The sequence below is a fragment of the Lentzea sp. NPDC037011 genome (genome assembly GCF_055607425.1).
Map to the genome: position 1 here is coordinate 99555 of NZ_JBVJRT010000017.1, position 26658 is coordinate 126212.

23 protein-coding genes are annotated in these 26658 nt (G+C 71.4%); 18 read left to right on the forward strand and 5 right to left on the reverse strand.

Annotated features, from left to right (window positions below):
• Positions 1-2: 2 nt before the first annotated feature.
• The 3 genes from ACZ7CH_RS37210 to ACZ7CH_RS37220 all read right to left on the reverse strand — a co-directional run bounded on the left by ACZ7CH_RS37210 (position 3) and on the right by ACZ7CH_RS37220 (position 4306).
• Complete coding sequence (locus tag ACZ7CH_RS37210) at positions 3-1211, reverse strand: exo-beta-N-acetylmuramidase NamZ family protein (protein ID WP_470376071.1); 1209 nt, start codon at positions 1209-1211, stop codon at positions 3-5.
• Positions 1208-2860, reverse strand: coding sequence for a glycoside hydrolase family 3 protein (locus tag ACZ7CH_RS37215; protein WP_470376081.1), 1653 nt, complete (start codon positions 2858-2860; stop codon positions 1208-1210). The genes ACZ7CH_RS37210 and ACZ7CH_RS37215 overlap by 4 nt, the downstream gene beginning before the upstream one ends.
• A gap of 651 nt (positions 2861-3511) precedes the next feature.
• Positions 3512-4306 (reverse strand): HAD-IB family hydrolase, encoded by a 795-nt coding sequence (locus tag ACZ7CH_RS37220; protein WP_360385128.1) that lies wholly within the window; start codon positions 4304-4306, stop codon positions 3512-3514.
• Between the two features lie 437 nt (positions 4307-4743).
• On the opposite strand from ACZ7CH_RS37220, the gene ssd reads away from it, so the two are divergent.
• The 9 genes from ssd to ACZ7CH_RS37265 all read left to right on the forward strand — a co-directional run bounded on the left by ssd (position 4744) and on the right by ACZ7CH_RS37265 (position 10855).
• Complete coding sequence (ssd, locus tag ACZ7CH_RS37225; protein ID WP_470369628.1) at positions 4744-5778, forward strand: septum site-determining protein Ssd; 1035 nt, start codon at positions 4744-4746, stop codon at positions 5776-5778.
• A gap of 823 nt (positions 5779-6601) precedes the next feature.
• The gene (locus ACZ7CH_RS37230) at positions 6602-6724 is read left to right on the forward strand and encodes a hypothetical protein (protein WP_470369627.1); all 123 of its coding nucleotides are present in this window, start codon (positions 6602-6604) and stop codon (positions 6722-6724) included.
• Positions 6721-7827, forward strand: coding sequence for a TadA family conjugal transfer-associated ATPase (locus tag ACZ7CH_RS37235; protein ID WP_470376072.1), 1107 nt, complete (start codon positions 6721-6723; stop codon positions 7825-7827). Before ACZ7CH_RS37230 ends, ACZ7CH_RS37235 begins: the two co-directional genes overlap by 4 nt.
• On the forward strand, positions 7821-8585 hold the full coding sequence (locus tag ACZ7CH_RS37240) for a type II secretion system F family protein (protein WP_470376073.1): 765 nt from the start codon (positions 7821-7823) through the stop codon (positions 8583-8585). Before ACZ7CH_RS37235 ends, ACZ7CH_RS37240 begins: the two co-directional genes overlap by 7 nt.
• Positions 8582-9109 (forward strand): type II secretion system F family protein, encoded by a 528-nt coding sequence (locus tag ACZ7CH_RS37245; RefSeq protein ID WP_470369624.1) that lies wholly within the window; start codon positions 8582-8584, stop codon positions 9107-9109. The genes ACZ7CH_RS37240 and ACZ7CH_RS37245 overlap by 4 nt, the downstream gene beginning before the upstream one ends.
• Before the next feature lie 13 nt (positions 9110-9122).
• Entirely contained in the window at positions 9123-9284 is a 162-nt protein-coding gene (locus tag ACZ7CH_RS37250; protein WP_458429669.1) for a DUF4244 domain-containing protein, read from the forward strand.
• Positions 9285-9294: 10 nt separating this feature from the next.
• A complete protein-coding gene (locus ACZ7CH_RS37255; RefSeq protein ID WP_360385140.1) occupies positions 9295-9594 on the forward strand; it encodes a TadE family type IV pilus minor pilin in 300 nt (99 codons plus the stop codon).
• Positions 9591-10040: an Rv3654c family TadE-like protein gene (locus ACZ7CH_RS37260; RefSeq protein ID WP_470376074.1), complete on the forward strand. Its 450-nt coding sequence runs from the start codon at positions 9591-9593 to the stop codon at positions 10038-10040. The genes ACZ7CH_RS37255 and ACZ7CH_RS37260 overlap by 4 nt, the downstream gene beginning before the upstream one ends.
• 194 nt (positions 10041-10234) lie before the next feature.
• The gene (locus ACZ7CH_RS37265) at positions 10235-10855 is read left to right on the forward strand and encodes a bifunctional DNA primase/polymerase (protein WP_458429667.1); all 621 of its coding nucleotides are present in this window, start codon (positions 10235-10237) and stop codon (positions 10853-10855) included.
• A 449-nt stretch (positions 10856-11304) separates the two neighbouring features.
• Here ACZ7CH_RS37265 and ACZ7CH_RS37270 read toward each other — a convergent pair whose 3' ends face one another.
• Positions 11305-12075, reverse strand: coding sequence for an aminoglycoside adenylyltransferase domain-containing protein (locus tag ACZ7CH_RS37270; protein ID WP_470376075.1), 771 nt, complete (start codon positions 12073-12075; stop codon positions 11305-11307).
• Positions 12076-12576: 501 nt separating this feature from the next.
• Complete coding sequence (locus tag ACZ7CH_RS37275) at positions 12577-14874, reverse strand: DEAD/DEAH box helicase (RefSeq protein WP_470376076.1); 2298 nt, start codon at positions 14872-14874, stop codon at positions 12577-12579.
• Between the two features lie 215 nt (positions 14875-15089).
• Here ACZ7CH_RS37275 and ACZ7CH_RS37280 point away from each other — a divergent pair, with 215 nt between their 5' ends.
• From ACZ7CH_RS37280 to ACZ7CH_RS37320, 9 genes are all read left to right on the forward strand, one after another.
• Complete coding sequence (locus ACZ7CH_RS37280; RefSeq protein ID WP_458429664.1) at positions 15090-17399, forward strand: sodium-translocating pyrophosphatase; 2310 nt, start codon at positions 15090-15092, stop codon at positions 17397-17399.
• Between the two features lie 63 nt (positions 17400-17462).
• Positions 17463-18032, forward strand: coding sequence for a hypothetical protein (locus ACZ7CH_RS37285; protein WP_360385152.1), 570 nt, complete (start codon positions 17463-17465; stop codon positions 18030-18032).
• Between the two features lie 43 nt (positions 18033-18075).
• Complete coding sequence (locus ACZ7CH_RS37290; RefSeq protein ID WP_470376077.1) at positions 18076-18624, forward strand: hypothetical protein; 549 nt, start codon at positions 18076-18078, stop codon at positions 18622-18624.
• A complete protein-coding gene (locus ACZ7CH_RS37295; RefSeq protein WP_470376078.1) occupies positions 18621-19163 on the forward strand; it encodes a hypothetical protein in 543 nt (180 codons plus the stop codon). The genes ACZ7CH_RS37290 and ACZ7CH_RS37295 overlap by 4 nt, the downstream gene beginning before the upstream one ends.
• Before the next feature lie 65 nt (positions 19164-19228).
• Complete coding sequence (locus ACZ7CH_RS37300; protein WP_360385158.1) at positions 19229-19801, forward strand: hypothetical protein; 573 nt, start codon at positions 19229-19231, stop codon at positions 19799-19801.
• Positions 19802-19940: 139 nt separating this feature from the next.
• Positions 19941-22703, forward strand: a complete 2763-nt coding sequence (topA, locus tag ACZ7CH_RS37305) for a type I DNA topoisomerase (RefSeq protein ID WP_360385160.1) — start codon at positions 19941-19943, stop codon at positions 22701-22703.
• A 17-nt stretch (positions 22704-22720) separates the two neighbouring features.
• Complete coding sequence (locus ACZ7CH_RS37310) at positions 22721-23131, forward strand: hypothetical protein (RefSeq protein ID WP_360385162.1); 411 nt, start codon at positions 22721-22723, stop codon at positions 23129-23131.
• 80 nt (positions 23132-23211) lie between these two features.
• Entirely contained in the window at positions 23212-25257 is a 2046-nt protein-coding gene (locus tag ACZ7CH_RS37315; RefSeq protein WP_360385164.1) for a bifunctional MFS transporter/dTMP kinase, read from the forward strand.
• A 28-nt stretch (positions 25258-25285) separates the two neighbouring features.
• Positions 25286-26482, forward strand: a complete 1197-nt coding sequence (locus ACZ7CH_RS37320) for a DNA polymerase III subunit delta' (RefSeq protein ID WP_458429660.1) — start codon at positions 25286-25288, stop codon at positions 26480-26482.
• Positions 26483-26658: the final 176 nt, after the last annotated feature.

Here is a 26658-nt window from a genome sequence, read left to right on the forward strand (position 1 = left end):
CCTCACCGGTAGCGCAGGTAGGGCAGGCGGGTGCGGCGGAACTGCTGGAGTTCCGGCTGCCAGGCGCCCACCACGTCGTCCGCGGTCGCCCCGGCGTCGATCATCGTGCGCAGCCGGTCGGAACCGCTGAGCTTGTCGATCCAGTTGTCCGGCCGCCACGCGAACACGCCCGGGTACAGCGACTTCGCGGTGACGAGCATGGCGACGGCCGCCCTGATGGCGTCGAACTCGCGCGGGTCGGTCACGGACACGGTGACGCCGCCGCAGGTCTGGCCCTGGAACTTCTGGAACGTGGGGGAGAAGTGGGTCTCGCGGAACCGGACACCCCTGAGGTCCATCGCGTTCAACGCCTCGGCCCAGCGCCAGTCGACGCCGGGAGCGCCGACCGTCTCGAACGGGCGGGTGGTGCCGCGACCCTCGGACAGCACGGTGCCCTCGAACAGGCAGGTACCGGGGTAGACCAGGGCGGTGTCCCGCGTGGGCATGTTCGGGCTGGGCGGCACCCACGGCAGGCCGGTGTCGAGCTGGTCGCGCCGCCAGTCGCGGACGTCGACCACCTCCAGGCGGGTCTTGACGCCGAACTCGCCCACGTAGAAGCGGGCCAGCTCGCCGACGGTCATGCCGTGCTGCTGCACGATCGGCTTCAGGCCGACACCGGTGGCGTACGCGGGGTCGAGCTGCGGGCCGTTCGCCCTGCCGCCGATCGGGTTCGGGCGGTCGAGGACGACGAAGTCCAGGCCCGACGCGGCCTGCATCGCCGTGTAGAGCGACCAGATGTAGGTGTAGAAGCGGGCGCCGACGTCCGCGATGTCGAAGACGACCGTGTCGACGCCGGCCTTGGTGAACATCGCCGCGAGCTTGGTGGCGTTCGCGCCGTACGCGTCGTAGACCGGGATGCCGGTGCGCGGGTCCTGGTAGTCGCCCTCGGAACCACCGGCCTGCGCGGTGCCGCGGAACCCGTGCTCCGGACCGAACACCGCCGTCGGCTTCGCGTCGTGCGCGACCATCGAGTCGACGATGTGCGTCTGGTCCGTGAGCACGCCCGTCGGGTTCGTCAGCACGCCGACCTTGCGGCCCTTGAGCTTGCGCCAGCCGTCCTGCGCCAGCCGCTGCGCGCCGGTCGTGAGCCTGCGGTCGGCGGCCGCGGACCCGGTGGTGGCGAGGGGGACGGACAGGGCCGCGCCGGCTGCGAGGAAGTGCCGCCGCCTCACCAGGTCACCCCGTGCCCGAACGGGTAGGGGGTCGGGCCTGGCACCGCGACGGGCAGCTTGCCCTGCGGCTTGGCCTCGCCGAGCAGGACCTTCGCGAGCGACTCCATCGACACCGCCGTGGTCGAGTAGGTGGCGAGCCACGTCTTCGCGTCGGTGTGCGCGACGTCGTACGGGTTGCCGGTGGCCACCGCGACGACCGGCTTGCCCGTGGCGACGAGCTTGGCCAGCAGGTCGAGCTGGGCGGGGCGGGTGCTCAGGTTGTTGGTCAGCACGACGATCTTGTCGGCGCTCGCGGCCGCCGTCAGCGCCTGCTGGGTCTGCGCCGGTGTCGGGCTCGTGGCGGTGACGACCTTGGCGGCCTTGAGCCTGGTCGCGAGGGCCGCGACCGGTGCGTCGCCGGTGCCGACGACCAGGGGAGCGGTGGCCTGCAGCGGGAGCGCCTGGCCGTCGTTGCGGACCGCGGTGATGGTGCGGTCGGTGATGAGCTGGGCCTTGGCGGCGTTGGAGCCGACGACCCGGTCGGCCGCGTCCGCGTCGACCTGGGAGTTGAGCATGACACCGCGCAGGAGCTTCATCTTCAGGATGCGCAGCACGCTCTGGTCGATGCGCCGCTCGGAGAGCTCACCGCTGCGCACGGCGGCGATGACGCTGTTGATCGCGAGACCGAGGTTCGGCGGCATCAGCAGCTGGTCGACGCCCGCCTTCAGCGCGAGCACCGGGATCTCGGCGTCGGAGTGCAGCTTGCGGACACCGGCCATCTCCAGCGAGTCGGTCACGACCACTCCGTCGTAACCGAGCTCCTCGCGCAGCAGACCGGTGATGACCCGCGGCGAGAGCGTGGCCGGGTTGCCGGACGGGTCGATCTGCGGCACCTGGATGTGCGCGGTCATGATCGAGTCGACCTTGGCGGCGATGGCGGCCTTGAACGGCGGCGCGTCGATCTCCCGCCACTGCTCCAGCGTGCGGTTCGAGACCGGCAGGCTGGTGTGGCTGTCCTCGGACGTGTCGCCGTGACCGGGGAAGTGCTTGGCCGTCGCGGTGACCGAGGTGGGGCTGAACCAGCGCTGCTCGTAGCCCTCGACCTGGGCCCTCGTCATCTCGGCCGCGAGCTTCGGGTCGCTGGAGAAGCTGCGCACGCCGATGATCGGGTTCGCCGGGTTGGAGTTGACGTCGGCGTCCGGCGCGAAGTTCTGGTTGATGCCCATCGAGCGCAGCTCGGCCGCGGTGATCCGCGCGGCTTCCTCGGCGTCCTCCGCCGACCGGCCCGCGCCTAGGGCCATGTTGCCCGGCAGCTGGCTGAACGGCGGGCCGATGCGCGTGACGAGACCCATCTCCTGGTCCGTCGAGATGAGCAACGGGACGCTGCTCGCCTTCTGCAGGCCGTTGGAGAGCTGCGCGATCTGCCTGGGGGTGTCGATGTTGTCGCGCGAGGAGTTGTTGAAGTAGATGACGCCACCGGGGTGGTACTTGCGCACCACCTCCGCGGGCGTGTCGACGCCGAAGTCGGTCCGGTTCTTCGGGTGAGCGACGTCGGCTGCCTGGCCGTTCACGAATGTGACGAACAGCTGGCCGACCTTCTCCTCCAGCGACATGCCGCCCAGCGTGATCACCGAAGCGTCCGCTCGCGGTACCGGCACGAGCGTGAGCATCGCGGTGGCCAGGGTGAGCGCGGCGATTTTCCGCACGGTGTCGTGCCTCCCGGTGATCTTCCCACGAGATAACAGGCCTGTTATGCAAGTTAGTGACGCCAAGCCTATGGGTCAACGGGAGCGCATTCCGGCGACGCGCCGAGTTCTTCACAGGGTCCGCGCGGAGCTTTCACACAAAAGCAGACGGGGCACCCCACGAATGGGGCGCCCCGTCTTCAGCGCGGGCTTGCGAGTTACCAAGCGTGCAACTCGTGTCGTACAACCCTGGCCTCGGCGTCCGGCGTCCCGGTACGCAGGCCCTAGACGACAAGCCTCCCGCGGCGTGCTGCGCGTGGGTACTCGAAGTCCGCGCACGGAGCTCCGCCGGGGTGGAGTCTGGCTCCTCTTCGCCAGGTCCCTGGCCGACCCGAGGTCCGCACCACCTATTTAAGTGCGTGGGCCCGGTCACAGCAAGGGCTCGGAAGGGTGCACCGGTCAAGCCACGTTCAGTAGTGAAAGCACTGGCGTTCCAGCGTTTCCGCGGTCGTGCCGGCGTCCGGGTACCGCTGTCGGGGCAGACGTGTGCACCCACGCGGGCACCACGTGTGCGGGCCGTTGCCGCTACTGCTCGGTACGCGTCCCGATGGCTGTTCTTCGGGTCGCAATCCTTGACTAGTCGCCCTTGCGCTTGCGCCGGAGGCCGTACCAGGCGGCTCCCGCGGCGGCGACGGCACCGAGGCTGATGGCCGTGACCGCGACCGTCCTGCCCGACGGGGTGGGGATGCGCGAGCGCAGGCTCACCGGGTCCGAGAACACCTGCACCGGCCAGTCCTTCTGGACGGCGATCCGGCGCAGGCCGCGGTCCGGGTTCACCGCGTTCGGGTGACCGACGACCTCGAGCATCGGGATGTCGCTCACCGAGTCGGAGTAGGCGTAGCAGGTGGCGAGGTCGTAGCCGCGTTCTGCGGCGAGCTGCTTGATGGCCACCGCCTTGTTCTCGCCGGCGCAGTAGAAGTCGACGTCACCGGTGTAGCGGCCCCCGTTCACGACCATCCGGGTGCCGACGGAGTGGTCCGCGCCGATCAGCTGTGCGATCGGGGCGACCAGTTCCTCGCCCGACGCGCTGACGATGACGACGTCGTGGCCCTCCGCCTTGTGGTCGGCGATGAGCTGCGTCGCCTCCTTGTAGACCAGCGGGTCGACGATGTCGTGCAGGGTCTCGCTCACGATGCTGCGGATCTGCTCGACGTCCCAGCCCGCCGCCAGCGCCGTGATGTGCGCGCGCATCCGGTCCATCTGGTCCGCGTCCGCGCCGGCCAGCATGAACACGAACTGGGCGTACGCGCTCTTCAGCACCGCTCGGCGGTTGATCAGCCCCTCCTGGAAGAAGGGACGGCTGAACGCCAGCGTGCTCGACTTCGCGATCACGGTCTTGTCGAGGTCGAAGAAGGCGGCGGTCCGGCTCATGGGACTCAGCTTAGGTGTACTGGTCAGTAGGCCGTTCGGGCGGCATTTCGCCGGTGGACAAAACGGTGTTGCCGCACGGTTACCGAAACTTGCCCCACGGCTGTAGCGGAAGTTGCGCGCGGCACTGGCGCATGGGGATACAGTAGGAGAGTCCGGTTCGACGGACGGGTTCAGTCCGACCCCCCGGGACTGAACCATTGACGACCCCCGTCCCTCCCCCCTGGCGGGGGTCGTCCCATATCCCGGGCACGTTTCCCGGTGACCTCGACTGGACCTCTGCGGCCACCGCGGCCCGACCTCCCAGCGTCGCACACACCCCCGACAGTTCCGGGCCCGCCGACGCCTGAAGATCGCGACTTGTCCACATCCCGCGATTCGTCCACATCTCGATCTTCACCCCGTTGTGTCGTTCATCACGACCGACGACCGTTCATCCCATGACCCACCCCCTCGCCCTGCTCACCGACCCGCACCTGCTCGACGAGGTGCTCCGCCTCGCGGCAGCCGCCGACTGCCCGCTGTCCTGCGCCCCGGACGTCCCCGCGCTGCGCCTGTCCTGGCACTCCGCACCGCTGGTGGTCCTCGACGCCGCAGCGCTGCCCGCCTGCGTGGCCGCCGACCTCCCGCGCCGCCCCGGCGTCGTGGTCGTGCACGGCGGCGACCCGCCATGGCCCCTGGTCGTGGCGGTCGGCGCCGCCGCGCTGCTGGAGCTCCCCACCGAGGCCGAGGCCCTCGTCACCCTGCTCACGGACGTCCGCGACGGCCCGCCCTCGGACGCCGGCCGCGTCCTGTCCGTCATCGGCGGCCGCGGCGGCGCCGGCGCCTCGGTCCTCGCCACCGCCTGCGCCCGCGAGTCCGCCACCACCGGCACCGAGACCCTGCTCGTCGACTGCGACCCGCTCGGCGGCGGCCTGGACCTGACCCTCGGCGCCGAGTCGGCCACCGGCGCCCGCTGGCCCTCCGTCCACTGCTCCGGCGGCCGCGTCCCCATGTCCTCCCTGCGCGCCGCCCTGCCCACCACCGGCGCACTGAGCGTCCTGTCCTGCGACCGCACCGCCGAACCCCCGGAACCGCAGGCCGTGTCCGCAGTTCTCGACGCGGCCCGCCGCTCCGGCTGCACCACCGTCTGCGACCTCCCCCGCCACCCCACCCCGGCCGCGACAGCCGCCCTCTCCCGCACCGACCTCGCGGTCCTGGTCGTCCCGGCAGAACTCCGCGCCACCGCCGCCGCCACCCGCGTCGCCACCCTGCTCCGCACCCACGGCACCCCCACCCGCCTGGTGGTCCGCGGCCCGTCCCCCTCGGGCCTGTCCGCCCCCGACATCGCCGCCGCCGTCGGCCTCCCCCTGCTCACCCAGATGCGCCCCGAACCAGGCCTCCCCGCCGCCCTGGACCGCGGCCACCTCCCCCGCAACCCCAAGGGCCCCCTCGCCACCACGGCCCGCCTGATCCTGCAGTCCCTCCACCCCTGAAAGGCCGTCCCCGATGCCCCGCCTCCACCTCTCCCTCCGCATCCGCACCTACGCCCGCATGCTGCTGAACCTTGCCCTGTACGGCCGCACCACCAAACCCCCGTACAAATTCGTGAAGCCCCCACCCTGACCCGCCCTCGCCGCGCCTTCGCGAACCGCCGCACACCAACGCTTCCGCGCCGCAGAGCGCCGCCCTGCCCGCGGCCGCCTCCCCGCGCGTGGGCGGCGCGCGACCAAGGCCGTTCTCGCACGCCACCAACCGCCTTTCCCGCGTTGGCAACGCATCCAGCCGCCAACCGCACCGGCCTACGCCACACCCACCGTCCCGGCCCCGCGCACGGCGCGCCAAACCCTCGCCCTGCACCGGCCCTCGCCCGCTGCCCGCCACCCGTCCTCGCGCCTCACCCCGCCCTCGTCTCACCCTGCGCCGCCGTCGACCTCCGCATCGCCCGCTCCCCGCCAGTCCGCTCCCCGCCAGTCCGCTCCCCGCCACTCCGCCACTCCGCTTCCGCCACCCGACCTCCGCCCTCGCTCCGGCCCTCGCAACCCCGCCCCGCGCCCCTGCCCTCGTCTCACCCCGCGCTCCGCCGACCTCCGCATCGCCCGCTCCGCGCCACCCACCCCGCCCTCTGCCACTCCGGCCCCCGTCACCCAGCCCGCCCCTGCCACCCGCCCCGGCTCCTGCCACCCAGCCCAGCCCTCGTCATCCCCGCCCTCTGCCACCCACCCCCACCAGCCCGCCCCGGCCCCTATCACCCAGCCCAGCCCTCGTCATCCCCGCCCACTCCCGCCGTCCCGCACCACCACCCCGAAGGAGCTCCCCATGACCCGCTTCCTCGCCTGGTGCTCCGAAACCTGGCTCCGCCTCACCCACCGCGCGAACGAGATCCCGTACGGCCGCCACGCCCGCCACCCCCACCGCCCCGGACCGGCGACCCCGGCATGAGCACCCTCATCGACCGCGTCCGCCACCGCCTCGCGGGCACCGACGCCGAGATGACCGCCGCGGTCGTCGCCCAGGCGGTCCGCTCGGAGGCGGGCGGCGTCCTCGCCGACGCGGATGTCCTGCAAGCGCTGCAGGTCCTGCGCCAGGAGTTCAGCGGCACCGGCCCCCTCGACCCGCTGCTGGCCGACCCCGGCACCACCGACGTCCTGGTCACCGCACCCGACCAGGTCTGGGTCGACGGCCCGGACGGCCTGCGCCGCACGGCCGTCGTCTTCCCCGACGAGGACGCCGTCCGCCGGCTCGCCCAGCGCCTCGCGGTTGCCGCAGGTCGGCGGCTGGACGACGCCTCGCCGTGCGTCGACGGCTGGTTGCCGGGCAGCGGGGTGCGCATGCACGCGGTGCTCCCGCCGATCGCCGACCACACCTGCCTGTCCCTGCGCGTCCTCCGCCCCGCGACCCACGACCTCCAGGCGCTGCAAGACCTCGGCACGTTCGACGCGGAGATCGCCGGGACGCTGAAGGCCGTCGTGCGCAGGCGGATGGCGTTCCTCGTGGTGGGCGGCACCGGCTCGGGCAAGACGTCGTTGCTGTCCGCGCTGCTCGGGTGCGTGCCGCCGAACGAACGGATCGTGTGCGTGGAAGACGCCGGCGAGCTGCGCCCGGATCACGAGCAGTTCGTGCGGCTCGTCGCACGCCCGCCGAACGTCGAGGGCGCGGGGGAGGTGACCGTTCGCGAGCTGGTGCGCGAGGCGTTGCGGATGCGGCCGGACCGGATCGTCGTCGGCGAGGTCAGGGGCGCGGAGGTGCGTGAGCTGCTCACCTCGCTCAACACCGGCCACGAGGGTGGCGCGGGGACCCTGCACGCCAACTCACCGGCCGAGGTGCCCGCCCGGCTCGAAGCGCTGGGAGCGCTGGCGGGGCTTGATCGCCAAGCGCTGCACAGCCAGGTCACCGCGGCGGTCCGGCTCGTGTTGCACATGCGCCGCTGCGACACCGGCGAACGACAACTGGCCGAGATCGGCACCTTCAGCCGTACGGAGAACGGACTCGTCGTCCATCCACTGTGGACGAAAGAGCACGGGTGGAAGGAGAAGCCGTGGTAGGCCTGCTCCTGCTCGCGACGGCACTGCTGGTGTGGCCGCACGTCAAGCCCATCCGACGACTGAGACCCGCCACCGCCCGCGGAGTCCCGGTGCCGAAGTGGTTCTGGGTGCTCGCCGCAGCCGTGGTGATCTACCTGACCACCGGCCTCGGTGGTCTGGTCGCCGCGGCGGTCGTCGCCGGCACCGTTGAACGGATAGCCAGGCGCATGAGGCGAGAGCGCTCCCAGAACGCCACGACCGAGGCGTTGAGCAACGGACTAGGCGGCGTGGTCGACGAGCTCAGGGCCGGGGCCCACGCGGCAGCGGCAGCGGAGGGCGCCGCCCAGGACACGCCCGCGCCGGCGAACGAGGTGCTGCGGACCGCGGCTGCCGCGTCCAGGCGGGGCGGTGACGTCGAGAGGGCGTTGCGGGAGCTGGACCAGCCGCTGCTCAGAACCGCGGTGGACCAGCTCGCCAGGGCCTGGCACGTGTCCGCCCGGCACGGGGTCGCGCTGGCCGACGTGCTGGACGCGACCAAGGCGGACCTGGACCGGCGCCTGGCCTTCGCACGGCAGGTGCGGGCCCGCATGGCAGGCCCGCGGGCGAGCGCGCTGGTCCTGGCCGGGCTCCCGGTGTTCGGAGTGCTGCTGGGCGAGCTCAGCGGAGCACGACCGCTCGGCGTCCTCACCGGCACCGCGGCCGGTCAGGTGCTGCTCGTCGCCGGCGCGGTGCTCCTGGCGACCGGCCTGTGGTGGACGAAACGGATCACCGAGCCATGACCTACCTGCTCCTGGCCCTCGCGGTGCTCGTCGCACCTCCGCCACGACGTCCCCTCGACCGCCTCCGGCCACGGGCCGACGACCCGCCACCCGCACCGCGCAAGGCCGACGGGCCGTTCGAACGGGCCGCCGCCTGGGACCTGCTGGCCGCGTGCCTCAAAGCCGGGTTGCCGGTACCGACGGCCATCGCGGCGGTCCGCGTCGACGGGCTCGGCCGGGTCGCGGAGCTGCTGCGGCTCGGTGCGGACCCGGTCACGGCGTGGGCGACGGCGCTCGACGACCCCGCGACCGCGGCGTTGGCCAGGGCCGCGCGCAGGACCGCGCGGTCAGGGGCGGCACTCGCGCAGCAGGCCGCCGAGCTGGCCGAACGGACGCGCGCCGATGCCGTCGACCAGGCCGAGGCGAAGGCGCAGCGGGCCGCGGTGGCCGTGGCCGCGCCGCTCGCACTGTGTTTCCTGCCGGCCTTCCTGTGCCTCGGCGTGCTGCCGGTGGTGCTGGGGCTGGCCGGCCAGATCCTCCACTAGAAGGGCGAACGAGATGGAACTGCTCAAGGACGACAGCGGCATGAGCACGGTCGAGTACGCGATCGGCACGCTCGCCGCGGCGGCGCTCGCGGGCGTGATCTACGCGGTCGTGACGAGCGACTTCGTGCAGAACCTGTTGCAAGGGCTGATACAGCGTGCGCTGTCGGCGGTCTGACGACCGGGGCATGGTCACGGTGGAAGCCGCGGTCGCGGTGTGCGCACTGCTCATCGCCATGGGACTCGCGGCCGCGAGCCTCACGGCGGTGATCGAGCAGATCCGGTGCACGGACGCGGCACGCGAGGCGGCGCGGTTGTCGGCGCGCGGCGAACGGCAGCGCGGGGTCCAAGCCGTTGCGCAGATCGCACCCGGTGCCACGGCGGAGTTCCAGGACGAGGGCGATGCCGTGCGCGTCTTCGTGCGGCAGCGGGGACCGTTGGGCGTGCTGCTCACCGCGACCGCGTTCGCCGTCGTGGAGCCGCGGTGAACGGCGGGACGAGCGGCGGGACGAGCGGCGAACCGCTTGGCGGTGAGCGCGGATCGGCTGCGGTGAGCGGCGTCATGGCGATGTTGCTGCTGGTCGTCGTCACAGCGGCGGGTGCGCAGTTCGGCGCGGCGGTCATCGCACGGCACCGGGTGACCGGCGCCGCCGATCTGGCCGCCCTCGCGGCTGCCGCTCGTCTTGCCGAAGGTGATCAGCACGCGTGTGAGCAGGCGGAACGCGTTGCGCGGCAGAACGGTGGCGAGCTCAGCTCGTGTGCGGTGAACGGGTGGGAGGTGGTCGTCGAGGTGTCGGCGGCTACGCCGTTCGGCCCGGTCAGTGCTCGGTCGAGAGCAGGTCCGGCTGAAGATCAGAGCGTTTGGAGCACGACGAGCGGTCGTTCATCGGCGGTGAGCGGACTCACACCCGTGCCTGGACATGCTGAACGGTGATCGAACCAATTGTTGACAGTTCGGTTCCCCGTTCAGCCGAAGCACGCTCGCCGTGCCGTACCGACCAGTTGTCGAGGCGGGGGTTACCAAGCCCGGCCCCGGTGTCGTTAGTTGTAGTGGCGGCACCGACGCGGTGTCCTACGAACACCGGCACCACGTCGATGTCGAGCCAAGAGCCTTGGAGGCGAAGGAAGATGGACTGGTCGGACAGCTGGCGCGGGGCCTTCCGCATCGAACTGCGTGCGGAGGCCGTGAGCCTTGCGTACCGCGGCTGGCCCGTCCTGCCCGGCACGTACCCGGCCGGTTCCGAGCAGGGTGTGACGCAGTGGGCGGGCCGCAGCGGGCTCGAGCTCCACGGACCCATCCCGGTCCACCGCGACTGGGTCGACCGCGTCGGCACCCGGTCCGACCAGGTCGCCACCTGGTGGGCGGGCCGTTCCTACAGCCTCCTCCTCGCCACCGGCCACGGTGTGGACGCGATCGAGGTCGGCACCGACCTCGGCCGCCGCGCGGCCGTCGCACTGCGGTCGATCAGCGTTCCCGTGCCGATCGCCGCGACCCCGTCCGGCCGGTGGATGTTCATGGTGAAGTCCGGCTCGAAGCTGAACGCCGAGCTGGCCAACAACTCGGACGTCCACCTGTACGGCCAGGGCGAGTACATCCCGCTGCCGCCCACCCCGATGGCGCACGGCGTCGTGCACTGGCGGGTCAAGCCGTCGATCTGCGGCTGGAACCTGCCGGACGCGCACGTCGTGCAGGACGCGCTCGCCGAGGCGCTGCACGCCCCGGCCCGCTTCCAGCTCGAAACCGTCTGACACACAACTACATGTAGAGCCCGGCCGTGCTGGGTGTCGTCGTGGACTCTCCCCGACAACCCCGAAGGCGATGCCCTGCACGGCCGTTCCACCAAGCCCGATCCGACGACCTGCCTCCGCACCCGCACTTCGGGGGAGGTCGCAGGAGAGGGCAGAAAAGCCGAACACGCACCCCGAAGGACAGCCTCCCGCAACACGACCGGACCGAGGAACGTTAGTGGCAGAGCACCTGCGCTGCCGCGATCGGCGAAGCCGGCTCCTCCCCGGAGTTCGTCCCACAGCAGTCGACGCCGTCGCCTCCCGCGTGTCCTGCTCGGACGGACAACCAGATTCCGCCGATGTTCCACGGGATCCGGTCGAGATGCGGTAGCAGGCGGGAACACAGTGTTCGGCACGTGGAGAGCGCGCGCCGCGGGTACCCGTGAGCCCGCGGCGCGCGCCCACGAAGATCACTGCAGGAGCTCGCAGCAGGCCGCGAAGGCGAAGGTCTGCTCCAGGCTCCCCGGACGAGGAACCGCGTCGGCGTCCCAGCCGAGGTCCCGGTCCGCCAAGACCTGCTCGATCAGCGGGTGCCACCGCTGATCGAGCATTTTCAACCCCCACAGCAGCGCGCCGCGCTTCGACTCCACCTCCCCGGTGTGGATGGTGTAGAGCGTCCGGCAGTACGCGGCGACGATGTAGCGCTGCGTCCAGGCGTTGCCCATCGGGGCCCAGCCGCGAATCCCCTCCAGCACGTGCGGCAGCGCGGCGCGCATCGACGACCGCAGCGCCTCCGGCGGGACCTCGTCGACCAGCGACTCGATCGGCGGGCCGTCCAGCACGATGCCGTGGTTGCGCAGGATCCACCGCGCGTGCGGCGAGTTGCAGTGCAGGTCCCACTCCAGCGTGCGGGTGCCGTGGTCGTTGAACAGCCACGGAACGCCAAGACCGGCGACCGACCGCAGCGAGTCGACGTCGGCGTACGAGCCCTCGATCTCCGTCGACCAGCGGCCCGGCCGGGTGGGGATCTCGTCGTGGAGGACCCGCAGACCCTCCAGCGCGGCACCGGACGGCAGCTCGGTGCAGGCGATGATGAAGTCGCAGTCGGAGTGGACGTCCCCGGCGCCGAGGGCGAACGAGCCCTGGACGTAGGCGCCCACGTAGGTGGGGCCGAGGATGGTGCGCACCGACGCGACGAAGTCGTCGAGCAGTGCGTCGAGGTCGGCAAACGGCGTGAACAAGGCAGACTCCAGGAAAACTGTGGCGAGAAGGGGGACGGGCGCGGCGGAGCGTCGCGTCGGCCGCGCGGGAGGGCACGGCGGAGCGGCTCACCAGCCGCGCACGTGGAACGGTGGAGGTCCGGGTCGCCCGCGCCGGTGGACACGGCAGCGGTCCACCCGCACGCGTTGCACGCGGAGCGTCGAGCTGTCCGCGCCGGAGAGCACGGCCAAACGGTCCGCCAGCCGCGAGTAGGACGGCGAAGCGTCGAGTCGGCCGCGCCAGAGGGCACGCCGGAGCGGTCCACCAGCCGCGAGTGGCACGGCGAAGCATCAAGTCGGCCGCGCCGGAAGGCACAGCGGAGCGTCGAACCGGCCGCGCCGGAAGGCACGGCGCAGCGATCCACCCGCGCGTGGCACAGCGGAGGTCCGGACTCGGCCGCACCTAGAAGCGGCGGGTCCGATCAGTCGCGTTGCAGCTACCTGCGTTCACACCAACACCGTAGCCACGAGCGACGGTACCGGTCAGGTGATTTTCCCGAGCACCACGTCCAGCACCAGCACCGCCCCGGCCTTGTCCAGCGGGTCGTTGCCGTTGCCGCACTTGGGGGACTGGACGCACGACGGGCAGCCCATCGGGCACGTGCAGGCCTTGATCGCCGCGCGGGTCGCCGACAGCCAGGCCCGCAGCGCCGAGTGGCCGCGGTCGGCGAAGCCCGCGCCGCCGGGGTGGCCGTCGTGGACGAACACCGTCGGCATGCCGGTGTCGGGGTGCGCGGCCGTCGACACGCCGCCGATGTCCCACCGGTCGCAGGTCGCGAACAGCGGCAGCAGGCCGATCGCCGCGTGTTCGGCGGCGTGCAGTGCGCCGGGGGTCCGCTTCGCCTCCACGCCCGCGGCGAGCAGCAGCGACTCGTCGACGGTGTACCAGACCGCGCGGGTTCGCAGGGTCTGCTCGGGCAGGTCGAGCGGGATCTGGTCGAGCACCACGCCCGAGGGCAGCCGGCGCAGGTAGCCGACGACCTGCGTGGTCACCTCCACCTCGCCCAGCGACACCGTCACACCGCCGAACTCCTGCCGCTCCACCTCCCGCACGACGGTGATGTCCACGCAGTCGCGCGGCTGGGTCGTCCACTCCGGGTCCTCGCGGTGCACCAGCGCGAGACCGCTGTCGAGGTCGAGCTCGTCGACCACGTACGAGCGGCCCTGGTGCAGGTAGACGGCGCCGGGGTGCACCTGCCAGCTGGCCGATCCCGGGTCGACGGTGCCGAGCATCCGGCCGGAGTCGGCCTCCACCACCGCCACCTGCTCGCCGCCGGAACCGCGGATGTCCACCCCGGCGTGCGGCCGGTCGTGCGAGGCCCAGTACCAGCCGGCGGGCCGTTTGCGCAGCAGCTTCTCCGCCACCAGCTCGGCCAGCACGGACTCCGCCAGCTCGCCGCCGAAGTCCGGCAGGCAGTCCCGCGTCAGCGGCATCTCGGAGGCCGCGCAGGCCAGCTGCGGCCCGAGCACGTACGGGTTCATCGGGTCCAGCACGGTCGCCTCGACCGGCCGGTCCAGCACCGCCGCCGGGTTGTGCACCAGGTACGTGTCCAGCGGGTCGTCCCGCGCCACGAACACGACCAGCGCGCTGTCACCGGACCGCCCGGCGCGACCGGCCTGCTGCCAGAACGACGCCAGGGTGCCGGGGAAACCCGCCACCACCACGGCGTCCAGCCCCGCGATGTCGACGCCCAGCTCCAGCGCGTTCGTCGTCGCCACGCCGAGCAGGTCGCCCGTGGACAGCGCCTTCTCCAGCGCCCGCCGCTCCTCCGGCAGGAACCCGCCCCGGTAGGCGGCCACCCGCGCGGGCAGCTCACCATCCACTTCGGACAGAATCCGCTGGGTGCCCAGCGCCGTCAGCTCGGCACCGCGCCGCGAGCGCACGAACGCGAGCGACCGCGCACCCTCCACCACCAGGTCCGCGAGGATCCGCGACGTCTCCGCGCCCGCCGACCGGCGCACCGGCGCGCCGTTCTCGCCCTCCAAAGAGGTCAGCGGCGGCTCCCACAACGCCACCGTGCGCGAGGCACGCGGTGAGAAGTCGTCCACGACAGCGGACACCGGCACGCCCAGCAGCCTTTCCGCCGAAGCGGAAGGATCAGCCACAGTGGCCGATGCCAAAACGAAGATCGGGTCCGCACCGTATTTGCGGGCCACCCGCCGCAGCCGCCGCATCAACAACGCCACGTGCGAACCGAAAACACCTCGGTAGGAATGGCACTCGTCGATCACCACGTACTTCAGCCTGCGGAAGAACCGCAACCATTTCGGGTGCTGCGGCAGGATTGAGCGGTGCAGCATGTCCGGGTTGGTGAAGACCCAGTTCGCGTGGGCCTTCACCCAGTCCCGTTCGGCCATCGGGGTGTCACCGTCGTAGGCCGACGCGCGCACCCCCTTGATCCCCAGCTCGTCGAGCGAGCGGAGCTGGTCCGCACCAAGGGCTTTGGTGGGGGACAGGTACAGCGCGGTGGCCCTCGTGTCCGCCAAAAGAGTGGAAAGCACCGGCAGTTGGTAGGCGAGCGACTTGCCCGACGCGGTGCCCGTGGCGAGCACCACGTGCCGCCCGGACCACGCCAGCTCGGCCGCCTCGACCTGGTGCCGCCACGGCTCGCGCACCCCCGTCTCCGTGAACGCCTCGACCACCGCCGAGGCCGCCCACGACGGCCATTGCACGTGATCAGCCCGCCGCAACGGGAGATCGCGCGCGTGCGTGAGGGGCGACTCCCCGGCGGGCGTCCCCGCCAGCACCCGGTCCAGCAACCGGCGTCCCTGATCCACCACGACCCGAGCTTCGCATACACCACCGACAGTCCGGACCGGGCCGCGGTCGACTTCCAGCGCGGATAACGGTGTGTGCACGCTTCGGGACGGTTCGTTGCCTTGTTGCAACCAGCCCCTAGACTCCCCGCTCATCGCATCCAATGAGGGATGCGTCACGTCGCGCTGGGCGGCTGGTCTGCCTTGGCGCTGCACATGGCAACTCACCAGGAGGACGGATGTCCCGGCAATTCCTCGCGGAGGGCCTTGAGCTCTCCGGAGGTGATCGCGGCGTCGTAGCCGTGGTCGCCGTGGTCGCCCTGGCTGCTCTCGCCGTCGGGTACGTGCTGCTCAAGGAGGTGCTGGCCGCCGGCCAGGGCACCGACAAGATGCAGGACATCGCCAGGGCGGTTCAGGAGGGCGCAGCGGCCTACCTCAACCGGCAGTTCCGCACGCTCGGCATCTTTGTCGTGATCGTGTTCGTGCTGCTGTTCGCGCTACCGGCAGATGATTTGGCCGAACGAATCGGCCGATCTTTGTTCTTCATCGTCGGTGCCGCGTTCTCGGCGATCATCGGCTACCTGGGCATGTGGTTGTCCACGCGCGCCAACGTGCGTGTCGCCGCCGCCGCGAACGAAGAAGGCGGTCGCGAAAAGGCGACGCGCATCGCGTTCCGCACCGGCGGCGTGGTCGGCATGACCACGGTCGGCCTCGGCCTCTTCGGCGCGGCGCTCGTCGTGCTCGTGTACGCCGGTCAGGCCCCGAAGGTCCTGGAGGGCTTCGGTTTCGGTGCCGCGCTGCTCGCGATGTTCATGCGCGTCGGTGGCGGCATCTTCACCAAGGCCGCCGACGTCGGCGCCGACCTGGTCGGCAAGGTCGAGCAGGGCATCCCGGAGGACGACCCCCGCAACGCCGCGACCATCGCGGACAACGTGGGCGACAACGTCGGTGACTGCGCCGGCATGGCCGCGGACCTCTTCGAGTCCTACGCCGTCACCCTGGTCGCGTCGCTGATCCTCGGCACCGCCGCGTTCGGTGTGCAGGGCCTGCTGTTCCCGCTGATCGTCCCGGCGATCGGCGTGCTGACCGCGGTCATCGGCGTCTACACGACCAGGGCGAAGGTGGGCGAAAGCGGCCTTTCCGCCATCAACCGCTCCTTCTACATCTCCGCGGTCATCTCCGCGGTGCTGTGCACGATCGCGGCCTTCACGTACCTGCCGAGCTCCTTCGCCGACCTCAACGGCATCTCCGACGCGATCAAGGGCACCAGCGGCAACCCGGCGCTGATCGCGTCCGTCGCGGTGATCATCGGCATCGTGCTGGCCGGCGTCATCCTCTGGCTGACCGGCTACTACACCGGCACCGAGCACAAGCCGGTGCAGGAGGTCGGCAAGACCTCGCTGACCGGTGCGGCCACCGTCATCCTGTCCGGCATCTCGGTCGGTTTCGAGTCGGCCGTCTACACCGCGCTGGTCATCGGTGCCGCCGTCTACGGCGCGTTCCTGCTGTCCGGTTCGGTCGTCGTCGCGCTGTTCGCGATCGCGCTGGCCGGTTGTGGTCTGCTGACCACCGTCGGCGTCATCGTCGCGATGGACACCTTCGGCCCGGTCTCGGACAACGCGCAGGGCATCGCCGAGATGTCCGGTGACGTGCACGGCGAGGGCGCGCAGATCCTCACCGAGCTCGACGCCGTCGGCAACACGACCAAGGCCATCACCAAGGGCATCGCGATCGCGACCGCCGTGCTCGCCGCGACGGCGCTGTTCGGCTCCTACAAGGACGCGATCGACCAGGCCGTGCTGAAGATCGGCAACGAGATCGGCTCGCTGCCCATCTCGTTCACCAACGTGGTGTTCAGCCCGAACGTCCTCGTCGGCGTCGCCATCGGCGCGGCCGTCGTGTTCATGTTCTCGGGCCTCGCGGTCAACGCCGTGACGCGCGCCGCCGGTGCCATCGTGTTCGAGGTGCGCCGCCAGTTCCGCGAGAACCCGGGCATCATGGACTACTCGGTCAAGCCGGAGTACGGCCGCGTCGTCGACATCTGCACCAGGGACTCGCTGCGCGAGCTCGCGACCCCCGGTCTGATGGCCGTGCTCGCCCCGATCGCCGTCGGCTTCGGCCTCGGCGTCGGCCCGCTGGCCGGCTACCTCGCCGGTGCGATCGCCACCGGCACGCTGATGGCGGTGTTCCTGGCCAACTCCGGTGGGGCGTGGGACAACGCGAAGAAGCTGGTCGAGGACGGCAACCACGGCGGCAAGGGCTCCGAGGCCCACGCCGCGACCGTCATCGGCGACACCGTCGGTGACCCGTTCAAGGACACCGCCGGCCCGGCCATCAACCCGCTGATCAAGGTCATGAACCTGGTCTCGGTGCTGATCGCCCCCGCCGTCGTGACGTTCTCCATCGGCCCGGACGCGTCCGCGCCGCTGCGCATCGCGATCGCGGTGGTCGCCACCGTCATCATCATCGGCGCGATCATCGTGTCGAAGCGCCGCGGAACGGCGATCGCCGACTCGCCCGCGGAGGCTGTCAGCAACGGCGCCGCGTAGTTCCACCGCCGGTCGGGGTACGTTCGGGTGTCCACCGACGTACCCCGACCGAGGAGTTACGACATGAGGCGCAGCCTCGTCGCCACTACCGCAGTTGCCGCCATCGCGCTGGCCGGGTGCACCAACGGCGGCAACTCCGGCACGTCCACGCCGACCAGCGGCCAGCCTGACGCCGCCGCCGTCACCTACATGGACAAGGTCTGCGGCGCGGCGTCCGCGTTCGCCAAGGTCGACAAGACGGCGCCGAAGCTCGACGCGGGCGACCCCGCCAAGCTCAAGGCCGAGATGGCCGCCTACATGGGCCAGCACGCCGACGCGTTCACCAAGTCCGCCGCCGACCTCAAGCAGGTCGGGCCGTCGCCCGTCGCGGGCGGTGACGAGGCCGTGACGAAGATGTCGGAGACCTTCACCGCGCTCGGCACGCTGTTCGCCGACGCCAAGGTGAAGATCGAGCAGGCGGACGCCAACGACGCCACCGGCGGCCTGCAGGCGGCGGGAGAGGCGATCTCCAAGCTCTCCGAGCTCGCCGACCCGCTGAGGGACCTCAAGGCCGTTCCCGAGCTGCAGAAGGCCGCCCAGAGCGCGCAGAAGTGCCAGGAGATGCAGCGGCTCGGCGCCGCCCCCACGGGCTGAGCCCGACCTGTGCGGCACCACCGCCCGGAGTAGCTTGCGGCCCATGACCCGCTCCACCGCACGCGCAGTCCTCGCCGTCGCCACGGGCCTGGCCCTGGCCTCCTGCACCGGCGGCACCCCCGCGTCCACGCCCGCGGCGCCCACCGAGGCCGACGTCGTGGCGTGGCTGGACCAGGTCTGCGGCGCCGTCGGCGGCACGACGAAGGCCATGGCGGGGGAGCCGTCCATCGACCTGAGCGACCCGGCGAAGCTCAAGGCCGGCCTCTCGGGCTGGCTGACCACCCAGATCACCGCCGCCGACCGGTCGGTGAACGACCTGAAGGCGCTGGAGGACGGACCGCACCCGAAGGCGAAGGAGCTGGTCGGGGCGGTGGAGAACAGCACGGGGGAGTTCAAGGCGGTGCTCTCCGACACCAGGTCGAAGATCGACTCCTCGTCCGACGCGACCGCGGTGGTCACCGCGTTCACCGAACTGATGACCAAGGCCGCCGCGTTCGAGAACACCGGCGCCGACGTGCGCAAGCGCTTCGAGGACAGCGGGCTGGCCGAGCCGATGAAGAAGGCGGGCAAGTGCGAGGAGCTACCCCGGTGACCCGGACCAGGCTGGTCACGGCGGTGCTGGCCGCCGCGGCGCTGCTGACGGCGTGCGGTTCGGACGAGGACAAGCCCCTCACCGACGCCCAGGGCCGGTGGGTCGACGCGTTCTGCGGCGGTGTCCTGCCCGGTCTGAGGGCAGGGCAGGAGCTGCAGGCCCAGGACCCCGCCGACCCGGCCGCGGTCAAGGCTGCCTACCTCAAGCTCGTCATCGCGAACGCCGCCGCCCTCACCGACGCGGTGCGGGAGCTGACCGAGCTCGGCTCACCGTCGGATGAACTGCGGGACGTCCACGACGGCACGGTCAGGTACTTCACCGAGTCCGCGAAGTCCTACGAGGCGGCGAAGGACCCGATCACCGTGCTCGCCGCGGACGCCGGGTTCTGGGACGACGCCGAGCAGGTGCTGGCGAGGACGTCGCAGGTCAGCACGCCCGAACAGCTGCGGGCCACGTTCGACGCGCTGGAGCGGTCGCCCAAGTACGCGGCCGCCGTCGGCCGGTCGCGACCGTGCTCCGAGCTGAAGGCGAAGCAGTAGTCCAACCGGTGTGGCCACGCGTGCGCCACTGGTCACAGTCGAACGCCTGTTCTACTCTGTGGGCCGTGGTGGGGCAGCTGTCCTTCTTCTCGGCCGAGGCGCGCACGCCGGCCAAGGCGGACCTCGCCGGCTTCCTCTGCGGGCCGGGGCAGGCCGTCAGCTTCGCACGCGGCACAGCGGCCCGCGTGTACGTCGAACTGCGCGACGAGTGGCGCTACCGGCCCCTCAAGCAGGCCTGCGACGAGCGCGGCGTCACCTCCGAGCTGTGCGTCGACGACGAAGGCACGCGCTTCGTCCGCACGCCGTTCCGCACCGACCTCACCCCGCTGGCCGCCCACTGGCTGAACGGCACCGCGAAGACGGTGCCCGCAGGCTTCGAGCTGAACGGGGCGGTGCTCCGGGTCTGGGCGCTGGCCGCCGGCAGCTGGTCGGAGTCGGCCTACCTGCTCGGTTTGGACCCCAACGCACCCCAGACACACGCACCGTTGCAAAATGCCCTGCTCCAGTCCGGACTTCCGTGCACCCTGGTAGGGGCACCGGCGCTGCGGGTAACCGGCCGCCGACGGCTCGCAAGGCTCGCTGAGCTGGTCGGAAGCCCTCCCCACGGGGTGGCGATGAGCACTTGGCCGGCGGCCTGAGCGGGGCAGTCCGGCGGGGTTGTGTCACTCTGTCTCGTCGAACAGGCGTCGCAGAAGACATGACGGATGGTGTGCTTTTCGGCCGGCGCTGGGCAACACTGGCGGGCCTGGGAACGGGTTTGGAAGAGAGCGGGACGGCGTGGCTGGATCGACACGGACGAGAAAGAGCAGCGGAGGAGCGGGTGGCACCCGACGACTTGTGATCGTCGAGTCGCCCACGAAGGCGCGCAAGATCGCGTCCTACCTCGGCGCCAACTTCGTCGTGGAGTCCTCCAGGGGACACATCCGGGACTTGCCGCGCGGTGCCGCCGACGTGCCCGCCAAGTTCAAGGGCCAGGCCTGGGCCCGGCTCGGCGTGGACGTCGACCACGACTTCGAGCCGCTCTACGTGGTGTCCGCCGACAAGAAGTCGCTGGTCACCGAGCTCAGGGAAGCCCTGAAGGAAGTCGACGAGCTCTACCTCGCGACAGACGGTGACCGCGAGGGCGAGGCCATCGCGTGGCACCTGCTGGAGACCCTGAAGCCCAAGGTCCCGGTGCGCAGGATGGTGTTCCACGAGATCACCGAGTCCGCGATCCAGGCCGCCGCCGCGAACCCCCGCGACCTGGACCAGGACCTGGTCGACGCGCAGGAGACCCGCCGCATCCTCGACCGCCTCTACGGCTACGAGGTCAGCCCCGTGCTGTGGAAGAAGGTCATGCCGAAGCTCTCGGCTGGCCGCGTGCAGTCGGTGGCGACGCGCCTGGTCGTGGAGCGCGAACGCGAACGGATGAAGTTCGTCTCCGCCGGCTACTGGGACATCTCGGCGGTCATGGACGCCGGTGCCGACGCCACGCCGCGTCAGTTCGGCGCCCGCATGGTGGCGCTCGACGGCACCCGCCTCGCGACCGGCCGCGACTTCGGCTCCGACGGCAAGCTCACCGGCAAGGCCGACGTGGTCGTGCTGGACGAGGCGCAGGCCCGTGCCATCGCCGCCGGCCTGGAGCAGGCCCCCGTCCGGGTCGCCTCGGTCGAGGAGAAGCCGTACACGCGCAAGCCGTACGCGCCGTTCATGACCTCGACGCTGCAGCAGGAGGCGGGCCGCAAGCTGCGGTTCTCCGCCGACCGCACGATGCGCACCGCGCAGAAGCTGTACGAGAACGGCTACATCACCTACATGCGCACCGACAGCACGACGCTGTCGGAGACCGCGATCAACGCGGCCCGCACGCAGGCCACGGACCTGTACGGCGCGCAGTACGTCGCCGACAAGCCGCGCCAGTACACCCGCAAGGTCAAGAACGCGCAGGAGGCCCACGAGGCGATCCGGCCCGCCGGTGAGGTGTTCCGCACGCCCGGCCAGGTGGCCTCCGAGCTGGACTCCGACGAGTTCAAGCTCTACGAGATGATCTGGCAGCGCACGATCGCCTCCCAGATGGCCGACGCGCGCGGCAACACGACCAGCGTGCGGATCGTCGGCAAGGCGGCGACCGGCCAGGAGGTCACCTTCGCCGCGTCCGGCCGCACGATCACGTTCGCCGGCTTCCTCAAGGCCTACGTCGAGACCGTCGACGCCGAGGCCGGTGGCGAGTCCGACGACGCCGAGTCGCGGCTGCCGCTGCTCGCCAAGGACCAAGCGCTGACGATCGCCGAGCTGTCCCCGGACGGCCACACGACCTCACCGCCGTCGCGCTACACCGAACCGTCGCTGATCAAGACGATGGAGGAGCTCGGCATCGGCCGCCCCTCCACCTACTCGTCGATCATCAGCACGGTCCAGGACCGCGGCTACGTGTGGAAGAAGGGCGCGGCGCTGGTCCCGTCCTGGGTGGCGTTCGCCGTGGTCGGGCTGCTGGAGGTGCACTTCGGCCGCCTGGTCGACTACGACTTCACCGCCGCGCTGGAGGACGAGCTCGACGGCATCGCCGCCGGTCGCCAGCAGCGCACGACGTGGCTGTCCGGGTTCTACTTCGGCGGCAGCGTCGGCCCCGACGGCTCGATCGGCCGCTCCGGTGGCCTGAAGAAGCTGGTCGGCACGGGCGTCGAGGACATCGACCCGCGCGAGGTCAACTCGATCCCGCTGTTCAGCGACTCCGAGGGCCGCACGGTCGTGGTCCGCGTCGGCCGGTTCGGGCCGTACCTGGAGCGCGAGGTCGACGGTGCCGCGCAGCGCGCGAACCTGCCCGACGACCTGCCGCCCGACGAGCTCACCGCGGAGATCGCCGAGAAGCTGTTCTCGACGCCGCAGGAGGGCCGCTCGCTGGGCACCGACCCGGTCTCGGGCAACGAGATCGTGGCCAAGGAGGGCCGCTTCGGCCCGTACGTGACCGAGGTGCTGCCCGAGCCGGAGGAGAGCACGCCGAAGTCGAAGCTGCCGAAGCCGCGCACCGGCTCGTTGTTCAAGTCGATGTCGCTGGACACGATCACGATCGACGACGCGCTGAAGCTGCTGTCGCTGCCGCGGGTGGTCGGCAAGGACCCGGAGACGGGCGCCGAGATCACCGCGCAGAACGGTCGCTACGGCCCGTACCTCAAGAAGGGCACCGACTCGCGGTCGCTGGCCGACGAGTCGCAGATCTTCACGGTCACGCTCGACGAGGCCCTGAAGATCTACGCCGAGCCGAAGAAGCGCGGCCGGGCCGCCGCCGCGCCGCCGTTGCGGGAGCTGGGCAACGACCCGGTGTCCGGCAAGCCGATGGTGATCAAGGAGGGCCGCTTCGGCCCGTACGTCACCGATGGCGAGGCGAACGCGTCGCTGCGCAAGACCGACAGCGTCGAGTCGATCACCGACGAGCGCGCGGCCGAGCTGCTGGCCGAGAAGCGCGCCAAGGGCCCGGTGAAGAAGAAGGCACCGGCCAAGAAGGCGACGACCGCGGCGAAGAAGCCGGCGGCCAAGAAGGCCCCGGCGAAGACGAAGAGCTGACGTGACGGGGGTGGCGGGTGCCGAGCTCTGACTTCGGTCCGGACGGGACGCAGGCCCCGCCGCCACCCCCGCTGTTCCCCGACCCGCTCGCCGGGCTGGTGACGGCCGACACGTGGGTGGCACCCCAGTGGTCCTCGCTGCGGACCGCGTCGTTCTCGTCACGTGTGGCGGTGCCGACACCTCCCGACCCCACCGAGCAGGTGCGGCAGGCCGTCCAGGCCCAGCTGGAACAGGAGCGGCGGCGCCCGCAGAGCCGCCGGCCACGACCGGGGCAGCAGGCCGCGCAGTGGCCGCAAGTGCCTGCCGCACAGGCGCAGCAGCCCGTGCAGAAGCCCAACACCGCCGCTACCGTGGTCGGCTGCATCGTCGTCCTCGGCTTCTTCGTGCTGGTGCTCGTGAGCGTCCTCGGCGCGATCTTCAGCGGATAGTGACCTTTCGACGCCGAGAGTCCGGCGTCGTCACCCACTACATCCGGTTACCCTGATCGCACCCGCACGGGCGAGCAGAGGTGACTGAGATTCAGGACGCGGACACACCAGCGACGCAGGCAGACCCGGCCGGGTCCGCCCAGTCCAGCGTGTCCACGGTCCACCGGCTGCGGTCGGTGCTCGCGATCCGGCCGTTCCGCCGGCTCTGGCTCGTCACCTACCTGTGCAGCGTCGGTGACTGGCTGTCACTGCTCGCGTTGACCGGTCTGGTCTCCGAGATGCTGAACAGCTACCAGTGGCAGTCGTTCGCGCTGTCGCTGGTCGTGCTGACCCAGCTGCTGCCCGGCATCCTGTTCGCCCCCGTCGGCGGGGTGCTCGCCGACCGCTTCGACCGGCGCAAGGTCATGGTCGTCTGCGACGTCCTGCGCGGGTCGCTGTTCATCTCGATCGCGCTGATCGGGTCGCCGATCTGGCTGTTCGTGGCGAACTTCCTGGTCGGCTGCTGCGCGATGCTGTGGATTCCGGCCAAGGAGTCGGCGGTGCCGAACCTGCTGCGCCGGCCCGACCAGGTCGAGTCGGCCAACCAGCTCGGCCTCGTGATGACCTACGGCATCTCGACCATCAGCGGGTTCGGCCTGTACTCGCTGATCGCGGGCGTGCCGGCGTACCTGAACCTGCAGGGCGGCGACCTCGAGTTCCGCATCGCGACCATCGCCGTGATCATCAACGGCCTGCTGTACTTCACCTCCGCCGTCCTGATCGCCACCCGGCTGCCGGAGCTGTCCGGCCGGGCCGCGCGGCAGAAGAAGGAGGTCGACGCCGACAAGCCGGGCTTCGTCGCGATGTTCCGCGAGGGGGTCAGGTTCGCCGCCGCGACGCCGCTGGTCCGTGGCCTGGTGATCGGCATGATCGGCGCGTTCGCCGCGGCCGGTGTCGTGATCGCGACGGCGAAGCTCTACGCGACCTCGCTCCTCGGTGGCGCGTCGACGTTCGGCCTGCTGTTCATGGCCGTGTTCCTCGGGCTCGCGGTCGGCATGGCGACGGCACCCCGGTTCGCGCGCAGGCTCGCCTACAACCGGCTGTTCGGCGTGACGATCGTCGGCGCGGGCGTCACGTTGACGCTGGTCGCGCTGGCCCCGAGCCTGTGGCTGGCGCTGCTGATGGTGTCGCTGGTCGGCCTGTGCGCCGGCGTGGCGTTCCTGACCGGTCTCACGATCGTGGGCTCGCAGGTCGAGGACGAGATGCGCGGCCGCACGGTGGCGTTGATCCAGTCGTTGCTCAAGGTCGTGCTGTTCGGTGCGTCGGCCGGTGCTCCGCTGCTGGTCGCGGTGCTGCAGAAGCGCACGGTCAGCATCTTCGGCCACCCGATGGAGGTCGACGCGACCCGTCCGGTGATGCTCGGCGGTGCGGTCATCGCGATCGTGCTCGGCCTCGTCGCCTACCGGCAGATGGACGACCGTCGCGAAGAGCGCGTGCTGTCGTCGTTGTTCGCCGCCATCCGCGGACGCTCGCGCACCAAGGGTCTGCTGATCGCCGTCGAGGGCGACACGCGTCAAGACACGTCCGTACAGGCCCGTCGGCTCGCGGCCGCTCTTCGCGTCGAGGGGTTCGAGGTGCTGCTGGCCGCCGACCCCGAACACGACGAACGCCGTCTGCGCACGATGCTGTCGTCCGCCGAGCTGGCGGGCGTGCGCGCGCAGGCCCTCGTCGCCGCCGCCGTGCGCGCCGATGTCGTCGAACGGCAGGTGCGTCCCGCGCTGGACGAGGGGTCCATCGTCGTGATGGAGCGCTACGTCGACTCGCCCCTGGCGCACTTCAGCGCGACCGGCACCCTGGAGCACCAGGAGCTCGAAGGCCTGGTCGAGTGGGCCACCGGCCGCCTGCGCCCGGACCTGACGATCCTGCTCGACCGCCCGGTGTCCGACGGCAAGGCGATCGGCCTGGAACAGCACTGGCGGGTCCAGCGCCTGCTCAGCGAGATGGCCGCCGCGAACCCCGACCGCTACCTGGTGGTCGAGACCGACGGCGACGCCGACACGACCGCGCACCGCGTCCACACCGCCGTGCTCCCGCTGCTCGCGTCCCGCAAGAAGGTGCCCGCGGAAGCCCCCGCCCCGACGTCGTGACCGGCCCGGCCGCTGGGAGACTGCACCCATGAGCGTGTGGGACGAGGTGGTCGGCCAACCCGACGCGGTGGCAAGCCTGTCCGCGGCGGCCGAGGCAGCCGCCACGATCGTCGCCGGCGGCACCCCGGCACCCGGCGTGATGACCCATGCCTGGCTCTTCACCGGCCCACCCGGCTCCGGCCGTTCGTCCACGGCCCGTGCGTTCGCCGGCGCGTTGCAGTGCGTTGTCACCGATGACCGCCCAGGCTGCGGTGAGTGCACCGGCTGCCGCACGGCCCTGCACGGCACCCACGCCGACGTGCGCGTCGTCATCACCGAAGGCCTCTCGATCTCCGTGGCCGAGATGCGCTCCCTCGTGCAGATCTCCGCCCGTCGCCCCACGTCCGGCCGTTGGCAGGTCGTCATCATCGAGGACGCCGACCGCCTCACCGAGGGCGCCGCGAACGCGCTGCTGAAGGCCGTCGAGGAACCCCCGGAGCGCACCGTCTTCCTGCTCTGCGCCCCCTCCGACCACCCGGAGGACGTCTCGATCACCATCCGCTCGCGCTGCCGCCTCGTCCCCCTCGGCTCCCCCCGCCCCCCGGCCATCGCCTCAGCACTGGAAGTCATCGACGGCGTGTCCCCCGAGATGGCCTCCTGGGCCGCCTCCGTGTGCGGCGGCCACGTGGGCCGCGCCCGCCGCCTGGCCGTCGACCCCGAAGCCCGCGAACGCCGCGAGGCCGTCCTGCGCATTCCTCTTGCCCTGCGCAAACCCGCCGACGTCTTCACCTGCGCCGACGAGCTCATCAAGGCGGCAGAGGAAGACGCCACCACCGCCAACGAGGCCCGCAACGAGGCCGAACGCACCGCCCTGGAAACCGCCATGGGCGCCGGCGGCACCGGCAAGGGCACCGCAGCCGCCACCCGCGGCGCGAAGGGCGCGTTGAAGGACCTCGAAAAGCGCCAGAAGTCCCGCGCCACCCGCACCCAGCGCGACTCCCTCGACCTCGCCCTGGTCGACCTCGCCGGCTTCTACCGCGACGCCCTGGTCACCAAAACCGGCTCCGAGGCGTCCCTGATGCACCCCGACCGCGCCGCGGACTCGCGCACCGCCGCCGCCCAGTGGTCGCAGGAGTCGATCCTGCGCCGCCTGGAGGCCGTGCTGTCCTGCCGGGAGGCGATCGAGGTGAACGTGAAGCCGCGCATCGCGATCGAGGCGATGGTCACCACGCTGCACCGCGGCTGACGCGCGCGGTTCTGGGGTGCCGCTGGCCCGCCCCAGCAGGTGCACCCGACTCCGCCACGCCAGCGTCAGCCCGCAACGGCGTCTGCAAGTACTACTCGGTGTCAGAGTTGGTGGTGCCGCTGGTGATCAGCGGTTAGTGTCCGGCCCTGGTCGTGGGGTGACTCTCAAGTACCACG